Here is a 19,906-nt window from a genome sequence, read left to right as displayed (position 1 = left end):
TGAAATATATCCAAACAAATAAATTTTATTTTTCCATGAACTTACCAAGTGGTTTAAAAATATATTCAAGCAATGTTACTGGTCCAGACATATTTTGAAGATCAAAAATTGAAAGTACACATGCTATCGTTAATAATGTAAAGAAAGATATCTTATCTTTTTTTGGATAGCTTTTTAATTTTTTCCACTCGAATAATACAATCACTACGCTAATTAGCAATACACTTAAAAATACTGACCATTTCAATCCTTTTCCACCTTTCCCTCAGGCAAACCACTTGGCTCATTAATATATCCAGGTCGTTTTATTATAGCTTCCACATCTACCTTTACATTTATTTTCGGAAACAATACATCCCAATTATCTTTGGCTTTTTGCCATTCCTTTGGAAAGTGCCGGTGGTATTCTGTTGCAAAGCCGATTATATCAGCATTGAATTTTTCTTGAAGGAGTTTTACCGTTTCTTCAATTCTAGATTGGATATTTTTTTCAAAATCAGCCTCAAGTCTCTTAATAACCTTTACATCCATTACAATAAGCTTTGTCTCATTTTGGACGATATCGCCTTCGGTTCTTACCTTAACAAACATATTCCACTGTCCTTTTTCAATTGTAGGGACTAATTTCACATCAGCTTTAACCGGATTCAGCGATATCTCCCCATTTTCATTCTTAGGTTTAAAGGAAACCGTATATTCTTTCATCTCGTTTTTCAGCCATAATATTCCACGTGTTATTCTTTCATCAATAATGCCAATCATTTTATCTTCCTTGAATACCGCTGAGCCTTTAATATATGGAATAGTTTCTGTCTCCTTATTTCCTTTTTCAGGTGGTAAAATCTCAATCAAGGGTAGGCCTGTTGCTTGCGCTTCATTGGTAAGCATAATATCCAAATCTTTCATCGATACCTTTAATCCAATTTTCAAATCAGCTAATTTTCTAAGTACTTCTCCTGAATACTTTTCTAAAGGGGGAAGTAATTGAATCACTTTTTCTGCATCATCCCTACTAACAAACATATTGGCCCTTTCTCTTGGCTGTGGGTGTCTGAGTAGAAAATCGAGCTGTTTTTGTATTCCCATTTTTGCCATATCCATACCGAAAATAAATACTTTGCATTGCCCCCAAAAGATTTTTCTAGGCAATTTCATTTGAAGCTTAGAAACAGCATCTGCTAAGTTCATACCTGTACCCGTTCGAACTAAAGTAGAGGATTCCCCACCCCCACTCACTTCACCACCCCCACCAATTGTTCGTGGGATAAACACTTGGACAGATAGTTTTACTCGATTATCCTCTGTAAGATCGATTGCAGCAGCTGTCACAATTGCCATATCATTAATTTCGAATCGGTCCCAGCAACTACTTAAAAGTAAGGTTAAAATACATAAAATAATAACTAGAAAAATTTTCTTCATTATGTATTTTCTCCTTTTGATTTTCGAATAAGTGCAATTATTAGTAAGATAAGAGGAATAAATGTTTGAACCAATGTAAGAAAAAACGAATCAGCAAAGATAATAAAGTGTTCCAATTCAGAGTAATTTGGTATTCCCCAATAACTGAATAATATAATTAAAATGCTAATCACGAATACCATTGGTCTATAAGTAGAGAGGTTTATCCATTGACTAAATGCTAACGAAGAGACATATAAAAAAACAGAAAGTTTCACAAAATTACCAAGTACCCAAATTGCAATTATAGCCGCTTCGAAATTTTCGAAAAATTCCACTACTTCGATATAACGAAAAGCCGTTAATACAGGATAAATATTCGTAATACGTGATCCTCCCAATAATGTTAAAATAATAAAATTCATATACACAAAACAAAGTAAAACCATGATTGTTGTGACCATTCCTGTTTTTAGTAACTTTCCTTTGTTTGATACAAAGGGAATAATAAAAGACATAAGAAAAAATTCACTAAACCATGATTGTGGAACAACTGCTCCTTTTATTACAGGTAACATCCCATTTTCTAAAAAAGGGAGGAAATTTTTCATATCTAAATCTGGGATTAAAAGCAATAATAAAATAAAAGGAAAGATAAATAAAGGTGTAAAAACAGTAGCGATTCTTGCAATGACTTCAATTCCCCCGCGGACTGCAAATGCACCTAAAAAAATAATCGAAGAACTTACAACTAAAGTTGGTGTATTGAAGAGAATATTGAATTTAATAAATTCGGAATACTCTCGAACAATTATCCCACTAATTTGTATACAGAATAATACATATAGAAAACCCACCATTTTTCCACATATTTTCCCAAAAATCTTCTCACTATATTGTATAACTGTTTGGTTTGGATAAAGATTATGTAGCTTCCAAGCGATATAAACTGTAATAAAGCCAAGAATTGAGGCGATAATTGGTGAAAGCCACATATCATTTTCAGCATATCTTCCCGTAACACCTGGGACAATTAAAACAGCAGTAGCGGAGATTGCTGGAAATAACATCATTGCCATTTGAAATGAGGAAATTCTCCCTTTTTCAAGCATACTTTTCTCAACTCCATGGTTAATCAGTTTAAATACTTAAGTAGGGATTTATCATCATCCTCCACCACTATCGTTTTCAGGACTAGGCTTCATTCCCGGTGACTGACGAAACGGTTCATTATGTCCAGTTAGATGGGGACGAGTGTTCAGTTTCCACCAAGGGGCTCTATATAAAGTATCCTTTAATTCATTTCCCTTTAGTGGAGCTAATGGAGTTAAATAAGGAACACCGAAGGTACGAAGTGAAGACAAGTGAATAACCATCGCAATAATCCCTAACATAATGCCTAATAATCCCAATGCACCTGCTAAAAAAATAATCGGGAAGCGCAGTAATCGAATCCCCATTCCCATTGCGTATCTAGGTATCATAAATGAAGCAATACCTGTTATGGCTACAACAATTACCATAGGTGCAGAAACTAAACCTGCCGAAACAGCTGCTTGTCCTATTACTAATGCCCCTACAATACTAACTGCTGCACCTACCTGTTTAGGTAAACGAACTCCAGCCTCCCTTAATGCTTCAAAAGTAATTTCCATCATTAATGCCTCAATTAATGCAGGAAATGGGACAGATTCTCGAGAAGCTGCCATACTAAGAAGAAGATCAGTTGGCACCATTTCTTGATGAAACGTTAAAACCGCCACATATAAAGACGGCAATAATAGAGAAAGTAAAAAAAATAAATACCTTAACCAGCGAATCATAGTACTAATTAGAAAACGCTGGTAGTAATCTTCATGAGACTGTAGCAATGAAAAAAAAGTGGCTGGAATAACAATAACAAAAGGGGACCCATCCACTAAAATAGCCACTCTACCTTCAAGTAAGTTAGAACAAACTACATCTGGGCGTTCTGTACTTAATATTTGCGGAAAGGGTGAATAGGGATTGTCCTCAATTAATTCCTCGATATAGCCACTCTCTAAAATACCATCAATTTCTATTCGATTTAGTCGATTCATAACTTCATCAATTAATGACTTATTCGCAAGACCTTCAATATAGGAAATAATGACCTTTGTTTTCGTATATTCTCCTATATTCATTGACATCATTTTTAGTGCTGTGCTTTTGATAATACGTCGTATTTGAGATGTATTAACTCCAATCGATTCCGTAAAGCCTTCTCTTGGCCCTTTTATTCCTACTTCAGCTGTAGGTTCTTCAATCCCACGCTTCTCCCATTTGGCTAAACTGAAAGAAAATCCTATATTTAGCCCGGCACATATCAAAATAGGTTTACCATTAGCTATAGACTCAACACAATCCTTAAAATTCATTAATTTTTTTATATTCGAAACTGGAGGTTTGTTATCAAAATAATTTATTATTTCACACGGTGATTCAAACCTTTCTTCACACATTTTTGTGATAACTTGTAAATTAGCTTCTTCAACGTTTGTTAGCCCTTCTATATAAATAAAATAAGTTTGAATTTTGGAGTCCATTACCATCGAATGAAATACAACATCTGAACAATTTTCATATATGGATTTAAAAAAATCTATATTTTCATGAAGCTGTTTCGAAAGAGGTATTGGTGAATCTGAACACTGTTCTGTAAATTTCGTCTTATGGTTTTTAACTATGCTGTTTTTCATCAAACTTTTTATTTGGCGAGCCAATCCTATATCCTCCTATTGCAAAAGCTACCTTTAAATACCAGATATTCTTTATTATTCTAAATAGTGTTTGAGATTATTCATGAAGGCAAACATACTGAGAATGTAATTTTCTTTGAAAATAGGTGTCTTTATTTGAAACGAGAAATAGACCTATCCTTGAAACATGAATAGGTCTATTTCTATTAGTTTTTTAATTTTTCAATTCGTACTTTCAATTAAGTTAGCTTAGGACGTTTTCTATGCTTTGTGGCTTGTTCAAACGAGAAACCTAGTTTGATTAATACCCCTTCACTAAAAGCTCCAGATGCAAGAGTTATTCCAAAAGGTCTACCATTTTCCATATACCCTGCGGGAAGAGCGATTGTTGGATACCCTGCTTTTGCACTAATTGTAGACCCGATATAAGCTGGGAAAAGAATGGCATCAAGATTATATTTCTTTAATGCAAAATCGAGCCCCTGTTCCTGTGAAAAATATAAATCTTCTATTTTTGCTATTAAATAATCAGAATCTCTTAAAGTATTTGAAAGCCCGTCTCGATGTTCAAGTTTATCCTGTCCATATTTTAATGCTTTTTCTTCATGCATTTGGTTAAATTGAATCAACTCAGAAAAGCTATGTATCGGATAATGGGATGGTAAGCCTGTTAAAAAGTTTTCAAAGCTATGTTTCAATTCATAAAAGTTCACTCCCCAGCTCCATTCTCTATGAAACGAAGGGATTTCAATTTCTTCGATGACTTCTGCCCCTTCTTTTCGGAAGGTTTGTATGACCTCATTGAAGAGACGCTTATCATACTCTCCAGGCATAAAATAACTCTCTGGTACATCTTTGAACACACCAATTCGAGCGCCTTTTAATCCATCTTTTTGTAAATATTTTGTATAATCCATTTCTGCAATACCTTCACTTTTAAAAGTGGCTGGATCTTGCGGATCCACACCTGTTAGAGCTCCCAATAAGATGGCTGCATCTGTAACGCTTCTTGCAATAGGTCCTGCAGTATCTTGTGAGTAGGTAAATGGTATGATCCCCGAACGACTTATTAAACCTACAGTAGGCTTAATCCCTACCACTGAATTTTGTACAGCAGGGCTTAAAATGGACGCGTCGGTCTCTGTTCCAATAGATAATACTGTCAAGTTCGCTGCTACAGATGTTGCTGAACCAGAGCTTGATCCTCCGACAAAAAATTCACCAGGGCCATAAGGGTTTAATGTTTGTCCTCCTCTAGAACTATAACCAGCCCACATTTCCGATGACATCCCATTCGCTAATTCTGTCATATTTGTTTTTCCTAATATAATGGCTCCTGCAGCTCGTAGTTTCTTCACGAGAAAAGCGTCTTTACTGCTTAAATAGTTTTCCAAGAATATCGTTCCTGCACTTGTATGCATGGAATCACATGTTTCAATATTGTCTTTAAGAAGGACGGGTATACCATGAAGCGGCCCCCTCACACCCTTTGTCTTTCTTTCTTGATCTAATCCTTCTGCAATAAAAATCGCATGAGGGTTTATTTCTAAAATGGAATTAATTTTTGGACTATCTTGATCAATGTTAGCTATTCTTGAAAGATAGTATAAAACCAATTCCCTTGAAGTTATTTCACCTTTCTCCATTGCCACTTGAATTTCATTTATAGTCAGTTCTTCTCTTAAGATTTCATTAAATTGAATTTTCATATTTATTACTACCTCTAAATTTTTTAATATTCTAATTATAATTTATTTACCACAAAAAAAACAGACCCTACAAGAGGGTCTGCCGTTTAATGCTATATTAATTATGCTTTACGCACGTTAGTTGCTTGTGGTCCACGTTGGCCTTGTTCAACTTCGAAAGTCACTGCTTGACCTTCATCTAAAGTTTTGAATCCTTCAGATTGGATAGCTGAGAAATGTACGAATACATCTTCTCCACCTTCGCGCTCGATGAATCCGAAACCTTTTTCTGCATTAAACCATTTTACTTTACCTTGTTCCATTTGTGTTGCCTCCTAGTGCTACTTGCACATTGTTATTACTATCCTTGCTCAATGTTATTTCAGGTGAAAAGTTTGGAAACTTGTTCTTTCCTTACAAACTGAACAAAAATAATTCTTTCTTATCATAACAGTAATAGTTAGAATAAGCAAATCGATTCAAAAAAAACTTTAATCAATTTGTTTCTTATTTTTGCCTTTTACAAATCGATAAAGCAAATAGGCTATATACAATGGAGTTGCGATATAAATTAAATACGGGAATTGTCCATGTGTTCCTTTTTTATATATGACAAATAATAACGAACCAAGAAATAGAGTGACAATCGTTCCATATTTCGGCAAAGGTATTTCTTTAAAACTAGGAATTCGTATTCTACTTACCATTAAGAAACATAAGCCTGTGAAGACTACAGTAGTAATGATATTTGGAATCTTATCACCAAAAAGCGTTAATAAAGCTAATATCCCACCTGCAGCTGTGATTGGAACACCAATAAAATAATTTAATGAAGATTTATCCGTGCTTATATTAAACCTGGCTAAGCGATAAGCACCAAATAATGGGAATAAACCAGCTACAGCTAAACCTAAAAGACCAAATTGATAAAAATATGTATAGTAAACTAAAAACGATGGTGCAACGCCAAATGTTACAACATCAGCAAGTGAATCTAGCTCTTTTCCTAAAGTACTATCAACCTTTAACATTCGAGCTGCCCGACCATCCATACTATCCAACATCATTCCAATTAATACAAGGATAGCAGCGTTCTTGAATTGACCATTTGCAGCAAAGCCGATAGATAAAAAGCCGCAATATAAGTTCCCAAGTGTTAGCATATTGGGGATGGATTTAATAAGTCGCACTTCCTCACTCCTTTTTAAAAATCTTCCTTCTACGAAAATTTTAAATCAAATGTACTATGATTATAACATTTTAAACGATTTATGAAACAACTTAAAGAGTAAGCTATAAGAAAAGGACCTCCGCTTTTGGAAGTCCTTTCTGCTATTCAAAACTTTTATACCTATTAGGAAACCTTAAAGTTTTCAATTTCTTTTTGTAATGATTTTGTAAGTTCTCTTAAAGACTGAATCGATGCAGCGATTTCTACCATTGATGCATCCTGTTCTTCCGCCGCTGCTGCTACATTTTGGGTATTTCCTAAAGATTGAATGGAAATAGTCGATATTTCACCCATCACCGTAACCATATCTTCTGCTCCTGCATTTACTTCTTCTACAACTGAAGAAACTTCTTCAGTCTGAGCGGAAATCCCTGTAATCATGGCTAGAATTTCAGTAAAGGCTTTTTCCGTTTCATAAACGTTCTGGATACCCGTTTTCACAGATTCCTTTCCGTCATTCATTGATTCCACGACATGTTTAATTTCATTTTGAATTTGTATAATGATTTCTCTAATCGAATTTGATGCCGCGTTTGACTGTTCTGCTAACTTTCGAACTTCATCAGCAACAACCGCAAAGCCTTTTCCATGTTCACCTGCTCTAGCAGCTTCAATTGCTGCATTGAGAGCTAATAAGTTGGTTTGAGAGGAAATTTGCGAAATAACATCTACGATTTGTCCAATTTCTTTCGATCTTTCACCTAATTCATTTACAATTTCAGAAGTATTCCCAACATACTCTTGTACCTGATTAATTTGTCTAACTGTCTCTTTTGCAATGACCGTTCCAGATTCAGCTTTTTGATTAGCAGACAAGCTTAAATCGACAACTTTTTGTATTGAGGAGGCAACTAATTCCATCCCTTTTGATATTTCTACAACCACTTGGTTCGCTTGAGATGAATGTTGAGCTTGTTTTTCAGAACCAATTGCTACTTCTTGAATGGCTAAAGAAATTTGTTCAGTTGCTCGACTATTTTGTTCCGAACTTGCAAGTAATTGTTCTGTAGATGATGCTACCATTCCTGTACTAGAACGAATTTGTCGAATCAAGTTAGCTAAATTTGTACCCATTATATTAAAACTATCTGCCAGAACCCCAATTTCGTCCTTGTTTTTAATAGAAATACGATCCATTGAAAGATCGCCTTCTGCTGCTTGTTTGATGTTCTTCGTTACCCACGAAAGTGGTCGTGAAATTGTTTGCCCAATAATAAAAGCAATGCCAAGACCTAAAACGATTGCCACGATAAGAAGAGATATATTCAAAATTCTGCCAATACTAAAAAAAGATTGAACGTCATTACTAGCTTTCTTTGCACCATTATTGTTTAGTTTTATAAGAGCATCAATATCAGTTTGCATTTCAGCGTATGCCATTTCGGCATAATCTAAATTTTCCAGAAGGGTAATTCCATCTCCTTCTCCAGCTCCATTTAAAATACCCATTTTTCTTCCTTCATCCATAAAAATTTGGTGAAGGGATTGGTATGATTTCCATCTGTCTTGAAGTTGTTGAAAAGATTTCTTTTCCTCTTTAGAATTGATCGTCTTTTCATATTCCTTAAATGTTTTGTCAATTTCTTTCATTGTAGCATTTATTTCTTTTTCAATAGAATTCAGTTTTTGGTCACTGGATTGTAAAATATAAGAGTATTCTAGCGTGTTGACATGTTCCATTAATGTACTAACTTGGTTAATAGATCCCACACTCGGTAACCATTTTTCCGTAATTTGATCTGTTTTTTTGTCCATTTGACTCATACTCCAGTTGGATACTCCCCCCAGAATCCCCATGAGTACTAGAACAGCTAGAAAACCAAAATATAATTTTTTTCTAACCGAAAAGGTGCTATTTTTCATTCACATTACCCCTTTTATCAATTCTTATCACATTTTCAGATTTTTTGTAATTTTTTAAATCTATTATTCTTAATCTATCATATATTGTCAAAAAAAAGAATCCCTTTTATTGAAGGAATTCGTTTAATATAAGAAATCAATAAAGTGAGCGAGAATTCTAGCTGTTAGCCCCCAAATCACCCTATTTTCATAATGATAAAAGTACTCTTCGATTTGTCTTGCTCGCCAATTATAATTCTCAATCGGAAAGTCTTCCTCAGGATCTGCTTTGAAATTCACTCGATAGATTTTTGGCTTTGTGTTAATAAAAAAAGTAAGTGGAACAGAAAAAGTCTCTTCCACCTCGTCACCATTTGGATTTATCTTATCGGGTCTAGTAATGTAACCAACATATGGATAAACAATCATTCCAAATGGAGAAAATAAAAAATTCAACGGATGTACATTTGATATATCTTCTTTTTCAATCCCTAATTCCTCATTCGTCTCACGTATAGCTGCACTTTGCCCATCTGCATCCATTGCATCTATTCTTCCACCGGGAAAACAAATTTCTCCAGGCTGTCTTCTTAATTGATGTGAGCGAACTTCAAATAGGACATGAATTTCATTATCTTTATGAATGAGCGGTAATAATACGGCATATTTAGAAAAATTCTCACTGCCAAGAATAATGGGAGTATGATTTTGCAATTTAGAAAATACGTGTTCCAGATCCATCTACAACACCCCTTCTATTACGATCAATGCTTCAGCTTATTTTACATTATTTTTTTGAAAAATTCATGACGGTTTCGTTTATTTAAATATATATTTCGCATGAAATTCCCCCCTAACATAAAATAACCTCTTGAGTAAACTTCCATTTATTTCCTTGCTAATATTGTCACAAATAAAATTGAATAGGTGTGTTATCATCATAGGTGTAGTGATAACTCAATATACCGCGGTTTTCACTCTTATATTTTGTTCAAGATTGTGAAGAAATGAACAAACAAAATTTGTTTTTGAACATTTTTTGAACAAATATGCAAATCTATTAAAATGTTTTTGTTCCATTGAAAGGAGTTGTCAACATGAAGTTTAAAGGTATGATTGCTTCACTTGTGGGAATCTTTTCTCTCGTGCTGCTTAGTGGTTGTGAAACCAATATGGTTGTATTTGAACCACAAGGTCCAGCTGCAAGAAGTATTATGGACTTAATTAATTGGTCTCTAATTTGGATGCTTCTTGTCGTTGTCGTTGTGTTTGTCATGTTTGGTTTTATCGTTTGGAAATATCGTGAAAAACCAGAAAATAAAGATTACGAGCCTCCCGAAGAACATGGAAGTATTGTTTTAGAGATTATTTGGACAGCTATCCCGATATTAATTTTAATTGCTTTAACCATTCCAACTGTTAAAACCTTATATGCATTAGAAGAAGTACCTAAAGGATATGAAAAGAAAGAACCAATCACTATTAATGTTACTGCGGCAGATTGGAAATGGATTTTCAGCTATCCTGAACAAAATGTTGAAACGATTAATTACGTGAATATTCCTGAAGATCGACCTGTTCATTTCAAGCTAACATCTGCCGGTACTATGCAGTCCTTTTGGGTTCCAGCCCTCGGTGGACAAAAATATGCGATGAACAAAATGGAAACAGAATTAATTTTAGTTGCTGACAATCCAGGTTCTTACCTTGGACGAAACTCTAATTTTAACGGAAAAGGTTATACCGAAATGGAATTTGAAGTCCTAGCCCAAACGCAAGAAGATTTTGATCAATGGGTAAAAGACGTAAAGAAAACCTCTCCTAAACTAACAGAAAAAGAATATGAAAAACTGTTAAAACCGACCCATCTCGGGCGTATGACATTTTCAAATACACATCTGGACTGGGTCAACCATGCAGAATTAAACTCGAAGAATTATACAAGTCCAGAGAGCTATCGAGGACATGGCTATCAGGGAGAAATTTTTGACGAACCAGCTCAAATAGAAGATAACAATAGCAATCATGATGGTCACAGTATGAACGACGAAGATTCAAATGGAGGTGGACATAGTGGGCATTAAATGGGATGAATTCTTTATTACTGGTGACCCTCTTATTCTTGGTTCACAAATAGCGATTCTCATGACGATGTTAGGAATAGTCGCCGGACTCACTTATTTTAAAAAATGGAAATGGTTATGGACAGAATGGATCACGACCGTTGACCATAAAAAAATTGGCATCATGTACATCCTTGCAGCTGTTCTTATGTTTTTCCGTGGTGGCATGGATGGGCTCTTAATGAAAGCTCAAACATCTCGACCAGAAATGGAATTTCTGAATGCCCAGCATTATAACGAAATTTTCACCACACACGGCGTAATTATGATCCTATTCATGGCAATGCCGATGTTAATTGGATTAATGAACGTAATAATTCCGCTGCAAATTGGTGCAAGGGATGTAGCTTTCCCACAATTAAATGCTTTAAGTTTTTGGTTATTCTTTAGTGGTGCGATGTTATTTAATATTTCATTTGTCATTGGTGGATCACCTGATGCTGGTTGGACTTCTTACTTCCCTCTTGCTGGGAAAGAATTTACTCCGGGAATCGGTAATAATTATTATGCGGTAGCCTTACAGATTGCCGGAATTGGTACATTGATGACTGGGATTAATTTTATCGTAACGATTTTGAAAATGCGTACGAAAGGCATGACATTAATGAGAATGCCAATGTTCACATGGACGGTATTCATTACCTCTATTATCATTGTGGCTGCCTTCCCTATTTTTACAGTAGCTTTAGCATTAATGACATTTGATCGAATTTTCGGAAGTCATTTCTTTACTGTAGCTGGTGGCGGAATGGATATGCTCTGGGCGAATTTGTTCTGGCTTTGGGGACACCCTGAGGTATATATCGTTGCCTTGCCTGCATTTGGAATATTTTCCGAGGTCATTTCAACCTTTTCTCGTAAAACGCTTTACGGATATAAATCAATGGTTGTGTCGATTGTTGGTATTGCCTTTTTAAGTATGCTCGTTTGGGTTCACCATTTCTATACGATGGGCTCTGGACCAGCAGTGAATTCAGTATTTTCTATTACTACCATGATGATTGCTGTTCCTACAGGTATAAAAATATTTAACTGGTTGTTTACTATGCGTAAAGGCCGAATCAAGTTTACGACTGCAATGTTGTGGGCTTTAGCCTTCGTACCATGCTTTGTAATTGGTGGCGTAACAGGTGTAATGCTTGCGATGGGGGCAGCAGATTTTCAATACCATAACACCCTTTTCCTTGTAGCCCATTTCCACTATGTATTAATTCCTGCGGTTGTATTCGCAGTTTTTGCTGGACTCTATTATTGGTGGCCTAAGATGTTTGGACATCTATTAAACGAAAAAATTGGTAAACTACATTTCTGGTTCTTTGTCATTGGTTTTAACTTAACATTTATGCCGATGTTCTTCTTAGGCTTAAAAGGAGCGGTTCGACGTGCCTATACCTATTCAGCCGAGTCAGGATTTGCGCCTTTGTTCATGCTTTCAGCAATCGGGTCAGTCATCCTAGCAATCGGTTTTGCATTATTTTGCTATAACATATATTGGAGTGCACGCTATGCTGATCGTAAAGTTTCTCATGATCCATGGGATGCTAGAACTCTAGAATGGATGACAGCTACACCAGTACAACATTATAACTTTGCCAAAGTGCCTGAAATCAAGTCGCTTGATGCATTTTGGAATTTAAAGAAGCAAAATAAAGATTTAAGTTTGAAAGAAAATGAATTGGAAGAAATTCATATGCCAAGTAATTCTGGACTTCCTTTTATAATGGCAATCGTCTTTGGCGTGGCTGGATTCTTCCTTGTGTTTGAATGGAAAAGCGCAGCTCTCGTTGCAACAATCGGAATTATTGCCGGTCTAATTGTTCGCTCCTTTGATTACAATGACGGCTATCATGTGAAAATCGATGAAATTAGAGAAACGGAAAATAAATGGAGAACCTCAAAGAAAGGAGTGAATAATCATGTCAGCTAATGTAGATACCACTTTACCATTAGAATATCAGACAGAACAAAACCGATTAAACATTCTTGGTTTCTGGATTTTCCTTGGGGCGGAAGTGATTTTATTTGCTACCTTGTTTGCCGTTTATGGTGTTTTAGGTCATCGTCATGCAGGTGGACCAACGCAACAAGATTTGTTTGTTTTTAAAGATGCAATGATTATGACCGTCATTTTATTATCGAGTAGCTTTACTTGCGGGTTGGCTATCTTTGAAATGCGTCGTCAAAATTTAAAAGGTCTTCTCACCTGGCTCGTGGTTACTCTCTTACTTGGTGCTAGCTTTCTTTTCTTAGAAATAAATGAATTTACCCATTATGTTCATGAAGGAGCCACACTTCAGACAAGCGCCTTTCTCTCTAGCTTTTTTGTCCTAGTTGGTACTCACGGGCTCCACGTTACAATGGGAATTGGTTGGGCGACCTTGATCATTATTCAGCTCCTTACACGTGGCTTAACACCTGTAACAGCTCGCAAAACATTTATCATAGGTCTATACTGGCATTTCTTAGATGTCGTTTGGATCTTTGTATTTACCTTTGTGTATTTAGCAGGGATGGTGTCATAAATGGCGAATCATACAAATACAAATAAGTTTCCTATTAGTCATGTTATCGGGTTTCTTTCATCCTTGGCCTTAACATTCTTCGCAGTTTGGGTCGCATTAAAGACTAATCTTACTTTTAACACGATTCTCATCATTATCGGTGGATTGGCCATCATTCAAGCTAGTCTTCAACTTTATATGTTCATGCATATGAATGAAGGCAAAGACGGTAAGATACAATCAATCAATATCATCTATGCGATCTTTACTGCCGTCGTGATTGTGGCAGGATCTATATGGGTAATGTCTTCGGGGCATTCTCATTTATAAGAAAAGCGGTCAACTAAGTTGACCGCTTCAGACTGTAGACATACTCGAAGAATTTCGAGTATGCCTACAGTCTTTTTACTATTAAAATTAGTTTATACTAAATAACCGTTGATTTCCGCTACGGGCGAGCGCTTTCCGCGGGGTGTGAGCTTTTAGCCTCCTCAGTCGCTTTGCTCCTTGCGGGGTCTTAAGACTCACACTATTTCCCGCAGGAGTCGTCGCCCTCCGCTCCAATCAACTAAGTAACCAGAAATAATTAAGAGGTGTCCTACCATGATGACGAAAAATCAATCCATAGAACGTGAACAATTAGAAATGTTGACTATCGATCAATTAGTTCCTAAAGATCACCTAGTACGTAAACTAGAGTCTGCCATTGATTTTTCATTCATTTATCCCTTGGTTGAAAACCTTTACTCAGGGATCGGTCGTCCAAGTATCGATCCAGTCGTTTTGTTTAAGATGGTATTCATACAATACATATTTGGCATCCGTTCCATGCGCCAAACCATTAAAGAAATTGAAACAAACATGGCCTATCGGTGGTTTCTAGGGTTTGGTTTCTACACAGAAGTTCCTCACTTCTCTACCTTCGGTAAAAATTATGTGCGCCACTTTCACGATACCGATGTGTTTGAGGACATCTTCTATCATATTTTGAAAGAAATTATGGATAAAGGGTTGTTGTCTGCTGACCATTTATTCTTAGATTCCACACATGTAAAAGCCAGTGCTAATAAACGCAAGTATGATAAGAAAGTTGTTCGTAAGGAAACTCGTGCCTATGAAGAGAAACTTCAACTGGAACTCAATTTAGACCGAGAAGAACATGGGAAAAAGCTATTTCCTCCTGAGAAATTCGAGAAAGATGAGTGGAAAGAAATTAAGGAAAGTACGACAGACCCTGAAAGTGGCTACTATGTGAAGGATGAACGAACCAAGCAGTTTGCCTATTCATTCCATGCAACTACAGATGAAAAAGGATTTGTATTAGGCACGCTAGTGACTCCGGGAAATGTACATGATAGTCATATGTTACAACCTCTTGTCGAGAAGATTGTCGAAAAAGTAAAGAGGCCACTTGCCATCGCTGCAGATGCAGCTTATAAAAAACCAGCGATCGCAAAATTTCGACTAGAGAATCAAATGTTACCTGTCCTCCTTACACGCGTCCAAAAAACGAAAGATGGTTTCTTCAAAAAGCATGATTATGTGTATGATGAGGATTATGATTGTTATCTCTGCCCGCAAGGACAGGTCTTAAAGTACGTGACGACATCGAAGGAAGGATTTCGGCAATATAAATCAAATGGCAACTTGGACGTGGAAGTCTGCTTGAATGAGCCAATCTAGTTGATTGGAGCGGAAGGTGTTTGACTCCTGGGGGAGTAGCGTGACAGGCGAGACCCCGCACGAGCGATTAGCGAGGAGGAGGCTCGGCGCACGCCCCCCGGAAAGCAAGCACCTGGAGCGGAAATCAACGTTTATTAGCCACCATTCCATTCAAAATGACAAAAGACATCGAGAGGGAGTCCTCTCGATGTCTTTTGTCGACAATCTGAAGCGGTCAACTAAGTTGACCGCTTTTCTTGCTATTTTAACGTTATCCCATTATCGATTTCATTTTTCGACGCTTCACTTCTTTTCGGAATATTGTAAAAAGCGCTAAATTGAATAAGGCTAAAAAGAGTAATAATACCGAAAGTTGGTAGGCTTCCTCCTTCAACGATATAAAAACAAACACAATACAATAAGTGGCGATTGCTAAGTAAAGATACATAAGCCATTTACCCAACATCAATCCCTCCGATCACTCTGATGTATTTTCTATTATACTGTATACTTTTCAGAATTGACAGATTTTGTTCACGAAATGTTCACAAACTTTCAGAAATAGGAATATTTAGGCTATAATAGTATTATTGAAAACTAGTCATTTAGAAAAATAGTGAAAGTTTTTTTAAACAGGGGGTATTTATGTCAATCATTATCTTTACACAAATAATTATCGCGATTATTCTTCTTATTTTTGGCTGGGCCATCCGGAAAAAGCAGGCATACTGGCTAATCTCTGGGTTCATGACAAGACCGAAGGTGGAACAAGAAGAGTTAATCAAAAACGGGTCTCCACAAAAAACGGGTGCTTTATTTATTGCCACTGCTATTGGTATGCTGCTACTTTTACCATTGGTGTTTACACCTTTCCAATATGCAGTCGAGATTCAATTCGCGTTTATGCTTGTCTTTTTAATGTCAGGTTTAATTTATTTGTCTAAATATGAAATCCCACAAAAACGAAAACGTAGCTATACAATTTCAATCAGTATCTTTGTTGTCTTAATTGGAATTATCGGATATACAACATTTCTTGGGTATGGAAATTATGATTTGAAAATTACTGACAATCGTTTTGAAATTACGGGAATGTACGGAGATAAATGGAAGCTTGAAGACATTAAAGAGATTAAATTGCTTGAGAAAATGCCCGAAGTGACAAGCAAACAAAATGGGTTTGGTACATCGACAATGGCTAAAGGTGCTTTCAAAGTAAAGGGATATGGCAGTAGTTTACTATTTGTTCGAAGAGGATATTCTCCTATTTTATATATTGAAATGGAGAAAAAGAAAATTTTTATAAACTCCAAAGATTCTGAAGTAGTAAAAGCTTGGTATGATCAATTAGTTGATCATGATGGATTACCCAAATAATGATTCTTCACTAAAACACGGCAATCTTATGAAAGACTGCCGTGTTGATGTTTAATGAATTTTACTTATAAAATACTTTGTCAATATTGTATTTAGCTTCAAGAGTATTAATGATGTATGTTTCATAAATTTCTCTATCCATCGGATTATCGACAACGAATACTGTAATCTTATAAACTTCGTCACGATATTTTCTGATCGGAGACAAATTATCCTCAAAACTTTTCTTGATTCTTTGTCTAAGCTTCCTCGCCTTGCCTACATATAGCAATTGTTCATTCCTGTCAAAAAATAAGAATATACCGCCTTTATCCCTTGGAATTTCACGGTAATTCGTAAAACCATATACACTACTTAAATCGCCTTCACTTTCGTCTCCAACTTGATTACTTTTAGTAATCTCTAAATCGGGAGATGGTATTTCAATTTTTATCATAAACATACACATCCTATTTCTAATTAATAATCCATATTACATTATTGTCCAATTTACCATCTAAATATCAGGAAAAGAACCTTACTATTGTAACATATCGAATCATTATAAACGATTCTTTCACTTTCCTAAAGAAAGTGGGAATTCCACATTATTTTCAAAAGGCTGAATGTAATGACTAGATGCACCTGGTTTGATCAAATAAGCATGGGAATCTACCTTTGACGAGTAAACAGTAGCTTGACCATTATTGTAGACTAACATCGTATGATCCTCTAAGCCAATACCCGCCAAGTTTCTTTTAAGCAGTAGTTGATGGAAGGCCTCAGCTCTATCTTCATAATTATAATGAGAAATCATGCATTCATTAATAAGACCCAAACCTTCAACCAGTGTATAACCAATCTCCTCTTCGTTACTTCCCGCAATAGTAAATAAGCTATGTGCCCCTGCACTAAATCCAGCTACAATCGCACCAGTTTCGAGTGCTTGTAATAATATTGAACGAGTATATGTCTCATTTAGCTTTTCCATTAATGGTATTGTCTGACCTCTACCGATATAGATTAAATCCGCATGAAGCATGATCTTTTCATTTCCTTGTTGGAGCAAATCTACCTCACAGCTTAAAGATTCATAAATATCTTTAAAATCATGATAGTTGTCATAAAACTCGTCCGAGGCATACGGTATAAAAACCACTTTTGGCTTGTCTTTTAATACGAAATGCCTAATCTTCTTCTCTAACTCTATATCAAAGTCTCCACCATTATAGCCACCACCAATGGCAATCACTTTCCCCATTTTATCTACTCACTTTCAATTTTCAAAAATCTAAACATAAACCAGATTCCTAAACGACAAGAAAATTTGTGCAATAAACTATTTAATCTAAGTCCAAACTTCTTCTAAAGTCGCTCTAAATAGTTGATTTAGTAGTTCAGTTGGATTGTTTATGTTAATAGTTAGATTTTTAGCGTATAACTCCAAATGTTCGATCTCGTTATTCAAATATTCATTAATTTCCACTATTTTTGGTTCTAATTCTAATTCCTCCCCTGCCATTTTCCGACTCAGTAAATTTTGAATAGATTCTTTCAGAATATCATCTGTGATAATATTTTCAAGCAACTTATGGAATTCAATAGGAGGAATTGATTCATATTTTTCAATCCATTTTGCAGCTAGAATGGGGCGCAATACATAAAAATATTTTTTTATTTTTACCTCATATCCTTGGATATAATCTCGGTAATTCCTTTTGGCCATATTAAAGTAGTGATGTAAACAAGAATTAGGTGTAAAAATATTCGATGCGATCGTTCGCATTTTATCTACGGTTGAAAACTCTTGATAGTAAATAATACTAGAGTTAAGCCACTCTAATAAAGGTGGATTAGATTTTCTAAATAGCTTTAACGTCTTTGTTAACTCCCACCCGCTAACATCTAAAAGTTCATGAATTGGAATGGAAATAGAATCATGTTTAGGAATTTCAAGGACATCCCTTTGATTGTCATCAATTGACAAATACCAATCTCTTTGATGAACATAAATAAATCTTACATCATAATCGCTGTCTTTTGAAGGAAACCCCCATGCTCTACTTCCAGATTCACATGCATATAATATTTTCACCTGATAATCTACTTCAATTTGTTTTAGGATTTCAAGGATATGCTCTTTCATCCATAGGCCTCTTTCCCTAATATAATATATTTACATTCTATCCGAAATAATTTAACACTAACAATCTTCAAATTCAAAAAAATAAGCATCCAAGTTATCCTGGAAGCTTATTTTACCTTTATACATTAACAATCATTTTTATTTATGACAATTTAAAACGAGCAATATTGTTTTTAAGTTCTTCTGTTGCTTTAGATAGTTCCATCATCCGATTATTAATTTCTAACATTGAGGCTGTTTGCTCTTCAATAGAAGCAGACACCTCTTCAGTCGAGGCAGCTGTTTCTTCTGTAACAGAACTTATTTCAGTTAAGGCACTCAATACCTGACCTTTAGAATGATCTAGTACTTGAATATGTTTATGAACCTCATTTATTCGTTCTACTGAACTATTGATAGAATCGCCAATTTTGCTAAAGACTTCACTTGTTGTTTCAACTGACTGATTTTGAACGATAAAGTTACCTGTTAATTCTTTCGCTACCGATATCGTTAATTGAGCAACATTTGCAATTGCTTCAATGATCTCTTGAATATTTAATGATGATTTCTGTGATTCCTCAGCAAGTTTTCTAACCTGACTAGCAACAACCGCAAACCCCTTACCCGATTCCCCTGCGCGTGCTGCTTCAATAGAAGCATTTAAAGCTAATAGATTCGTTTGATCTGCTATTCCTGAAATAATAGTCGTAAATTCTCGTACATTTTGTATTTTTTCACCTAGATTTTGAACCATCTGATAGATTTCATCTACAGATTTCTTACTTGTTTGCTGATGTACTAATAATGAGTCAATACTTAACTTCCCATTTTGATTATTTTCTTGCATTTCCACTGTCATGTTAAGCATTTTATCGGCATTTTGTTTCACGGTTTCTATACTCATTTTTAACTCTTCAGATTTTGCAACACCTTCATTCGCTTGATGGGCTTGGTCTGTGGTCCCTGAAGCAATTTCACTGACAGCATGTGAAACCTGTTCGATTGAAGCGGTTGTTTGATTCAGCATTTCTTTTAAAATACTAGTTGTTTCTTCGACAGTAGAAGAAATCTGACTTGAGTCTCTTACTAATTCCTTAATATTTGTAACCATTTGATAAAAAGAATTCGTAAGCTTTCCAATTTCATCATTTTTCTTTGTCTCAACTAATTTTACAGTTAAATCACCTGTTGAAAGAACTTTAGCCGTTTCGGTAAGCTCCGTTAATGGCATCATACTTCTTTGAAGAATCCAAA

Annotated in this window: 18 protein-coding genes and 4 pseudogenes; 6 read left to right on the top strand and 16 right to left on the bottom strand. The window is 35.5% G+C overall.

Translation table 11 applies throughout. The features are described 5' to 3' along the window. Positions 1 to 25: 25 nt before the first annotated feature. The 10 genes and pseudogenes from ACFSO7_RS09815 to ACFSO7_RS09770 all read right to left on the bottom strand — a co-directional run bounded on the left by ACFSO7_RS09815 (position 26) and on the right by ACFSO7_RS09770 (position 9,623). A complete protein-coding gene (locus ACFSO7_RS09815; protein ID WP_377877120.1) occupies positions 26 to 247 on the bottom strand; it encodes a hypothetical protein in 222 nt (73 codons plus the stop codon). Further along, positions 244 to 1,422, bottom strand: coding sequence for a Ger(x)C family spore germination protein (locus ACFSO7_RS09810; RefSeq protein ID WP_377877119.1), 1,179 nt, complete (start codon positions 1,420 to 1,422; stop codon positions 244 to 246). Before ACFSO7_RS09810 ends, ACFSO7_RS09815 begins: the two co-directional genes overlap by 4 nt. After that, on the bottom strand, positions 1,422 to 2,513 hold the full coding sequence (locus ACFSO7_RS09805) for a GerAB/ArcD/ProY family transporter (RefSeq protein WP_377877118.1): 1,092 nt from the start codon (positions 2,511 to 2,513) through the stop codon (positions 1,422 to 1,424). The genes ACFSO7_RS09810 and ACFSO7_RS09805 overlap by 1 nt, the downstream gene beginning before the upstream one ends. A 54-nt stretch (positions 2,514 to 2,567) precedes the next feature. Then, positions 2,568 to 4,121 carry a spore germination protein gene (locus ACFSO7_RS09800; RefSeq protein ID WP_377877138.1) on the bottom strand — a complete coding sequence of 518 codons (1,554 nt, stop codon included), beginning with the start codon at positions 4,119 to 4,121 and terminating at the stop codon, positions 2,568 to 2,570. A 239-nt stretch (positions 4,122 to 4,360) separates the two neighbouring features. Further along, a complete protein-coding gene (locus ACFSO7_RS09795) occupies positions 4,361 to 5,830 on the bottom strand; it encodes an amidase family protein (RefSeq protein ID WP_377877117.1) in 1,470 nt (489 codons plus the stop codon). Between the two features lie 101 nt (positions 5,831 to 5,931). Beyond that, positions 5,932 to 6,132 carry a cold-shock protein gene (locus ACFSO7_RS09790; RefSeq protein ID WP_377877116.1) on the bottom strand — a complete coding sequence of 67 codons (201 nt, stop codon included), beginning with the start codon at positions 6,130 to 6,132 and terminating at the stop codon, positions 5,932 to 5,934. A gap of 168 nt (positions 6,133 to 6,300) precedes the next feature. After that, positions 6,301 to 6,999: a CDP-diacylglycerol--serine O-phosphatidyltransferase gene (gene pssA / locus ACFSO7_RS09785; RefSeq protein WP_377877115.1), complete on the bottom strand. Its 699-nt coding sequence runs from the start codon at positions 6,997 to 6,999 to the stop codon at positions 6,301 to 6,303. 164 nt (positions 7,000 to 7,163) lie between these two features. Beyond that, positions 7,164 to 7,805, bottom strand: a pseudogene (locus ACFSO7_RS09780) (methyl-accepting chemotaxis protein); the annotation flags it as partial. A gap of 306 nt (positions 7,806 to 8,111) precedes the next feature. After that, positions 8,112 to 8,903: pseudogene (locus ACFSO7_RS09775) on the bottom strand (MCP four helix bundle domain-containing protein); the annotation flags it as partial. A gap of 123 nt (positions 8,904 to 9,026) precedes the next feature. Then, complete coding sequence (locus ACFSO7_RS09770; protein WP_377877114.1) at positions 9,027 to 9,623, bottom strand: NUDIX hydrolase; 597 nt, start codon at positions 9,621 to 9,623, stop codon at positions 9,027 to 9,029. Between the two features lie 356 nt (positions 9,624 to 9,979). Between ACFSO7_RS09770 and qoxA the strand changes: the two genes are divergently transcribed. The 5 genes and pseudogenes from qoxA to ACFSO7_RS09745 form a co-directional block, all read left to right on the top strand. Then, positions 9,980 to 10,966 carry a cytochrome aa3 quinol oxidase subunit II gene (gene qoxA, locus ACFSO7_RS09765; RefSeq protein ID WP_377877113.1) on the top strand — a complete coding sequence of 329 codons (987 nt, stop codon included), beginning with the start codon at positions 9,980 to 9,982 and terminating at the stop codon, positions 10,964 to 10,966. Further along, positions 10,956 to 12,932, top strand: coding sequence for a cytochrome aa3 quinol oxidase subunit I (qoxB, locus tag ACFSO7_RS09760; protein WP_377877112.1), 1,977 nt, complete (start codon positions 10,956 to 10,958; stop codon positions 12,930 to 12,932). The genes qoxA and qoxB overlap by 11 nt, the downstream gene beginning before the upstream one ends. Then, complete coding sequence (gene qoxC / locus ACFSO7_RS09755) at positions 12,922 to 13,527, top strand: cytochrome aa3 quinol oxidase subunit III (RefSeq protein ID WP_377877111.1); 606 nt, start codon at positions 12,922 to 12,924, stop codon at positions 13,525 to 13,527. The genes qoxB and qoxC overlap by 11 nt, the downstream gene beginning before the upstream one ends. Beyond that, positions 13,528 to 13,836, top strand: a complete 309-nt coding sequence (gene qoxD / locus ACFSO7_RS09750; RefSeq protein WP_377877110.1) for a cytochrome aa3 quinol oxidase subunit IV — start codon at positions 13,528 to 13,530, stop codon at positions 13,834 to 13,836. Between the two features lie 273 nt (positions 13,837 to 14,109). Beyond that, positions 14,110 to 15,147: pseudogene (locus ACFSO7_RS09745) on the top strand (IS1182 family transposase); the annotation flags it as partial. Between the two features lie 292 nt (positions 15,148 to 15,439). Here ACFSO7_RS09745 and ACFSO7_RS09740 read toward each other — a convergent pair. After that, positions 15,440 to 15,631, bottom strand: coding sequence for a hypothetical protein (locus ACFSO7_RS09740; protein ID WP_377877109.1), 192 nt, complete (start codon positions 15,629 to 15,631; stop codon positions 15,440 to 15,442). Positions 15,632 to 15,813: 182 nt separating this feature from the next. Between ACFSO7_RS09740 and ACFSO7_RS09735 the strand changes: the two genes are divergently transcribed. Beyond that, positions 15,814 to 16,545, top strand: coding sequence for a DUF3784 domain-containing protein (locus ACFSO7_RS09735; RefSeq protein ID WP_377877108.1), 732 nt, complete (start codon positions 15,814 to 15,816; stop codon positions 16,543 to 16,545). 61 nt (positions 16,546 to 16,606) lie between these two features. Here ACFSO7_RS09735 and ACFSO7_RS09730 read toward each other — a convergent pair whose 3' ends face one another. From ACFSO7_RS09730 to ACFSO7_RS09710, 5 genes and pseudogenes are all read right to left on the bottom strand, one after another. Beyond that, on the bottom strand, positions 16,607 to 16,981 hold the full coding sequence (locus ACFSO7_RS09730; RefSeq protein ID WP_377877107.1) for a nucleotide excision repair endonuclease: 375 nt from the start codon (positions 16,979 to 16,981) through the stop codon (positions 16,607 to 16,609). A 120-nt stretch (positions 16,982 to 17,101) separates the two neighbouring features. After that, positions 17,102 to 17,785 (bottom strand): Type 1 glutamine amidotransferase-like domain-containing protein, encoded by a 684-nt coding sequence (locus ACFSO7_RS09725; RefSeq protein ID WP_377877106.1) that lies wholly within the window; start codon positions 17,783 to 17,785, stop codon positions 17,102 to 17,104. Positions 17,786 to 17,872: 87 nt separating this feature from the next. Continuing rightward, positions 17,873 to 18,670: a nucleotidyltransferase domain-containing protein gene (locus tag ACFSO7_RS09720; RefSeq protein ID WP_377877105.1), complete on the bottom strand. Its 798-nt coding sequence runs from the start codon at positions 18,668 to 18,670 to the stop codon at positions 17,873 to 17,875. 142 nt (positions 18,671 to 18,812) lie between these two features. Further along, positions 18,813 to 19,679, bottom strand: a complete 867-nt coding sequence (locus ACFSO7_RS09715; RefSeq protein ID WP_377877137.1) for a methyl-accepting chemotaxis protein — start codon at positions 19,677 to 19,679, stop codon at positions 18,813 to 18,815. 78 nt (positions 19,680 to 19,757) lie between these two features. Next, positions 19,758 to 19,883 (bottom strand): annotated as a pseudogene (locus ACFSO7_RS09710) (HAMP domain-containing protein); the annotation flags it as partial. Between the last annotated feature and the right edge of the window lie 23 nt (positions 19,884 to 19,906).

This window comes from Bacillus sp. CGMCC 1.16607, from assembly GCF_042683745.1.
Taxonomy (GTDB): domain Bacteria; phylum Bacillota; class Bacilli; order Bacillales; family Cytobacillaceae; genus Pseudoneobacillus.
Note: the sequence above shows the minus strand (reverse complement) of the source record. Positions and strands in the feature narration are given on the sequence as shown.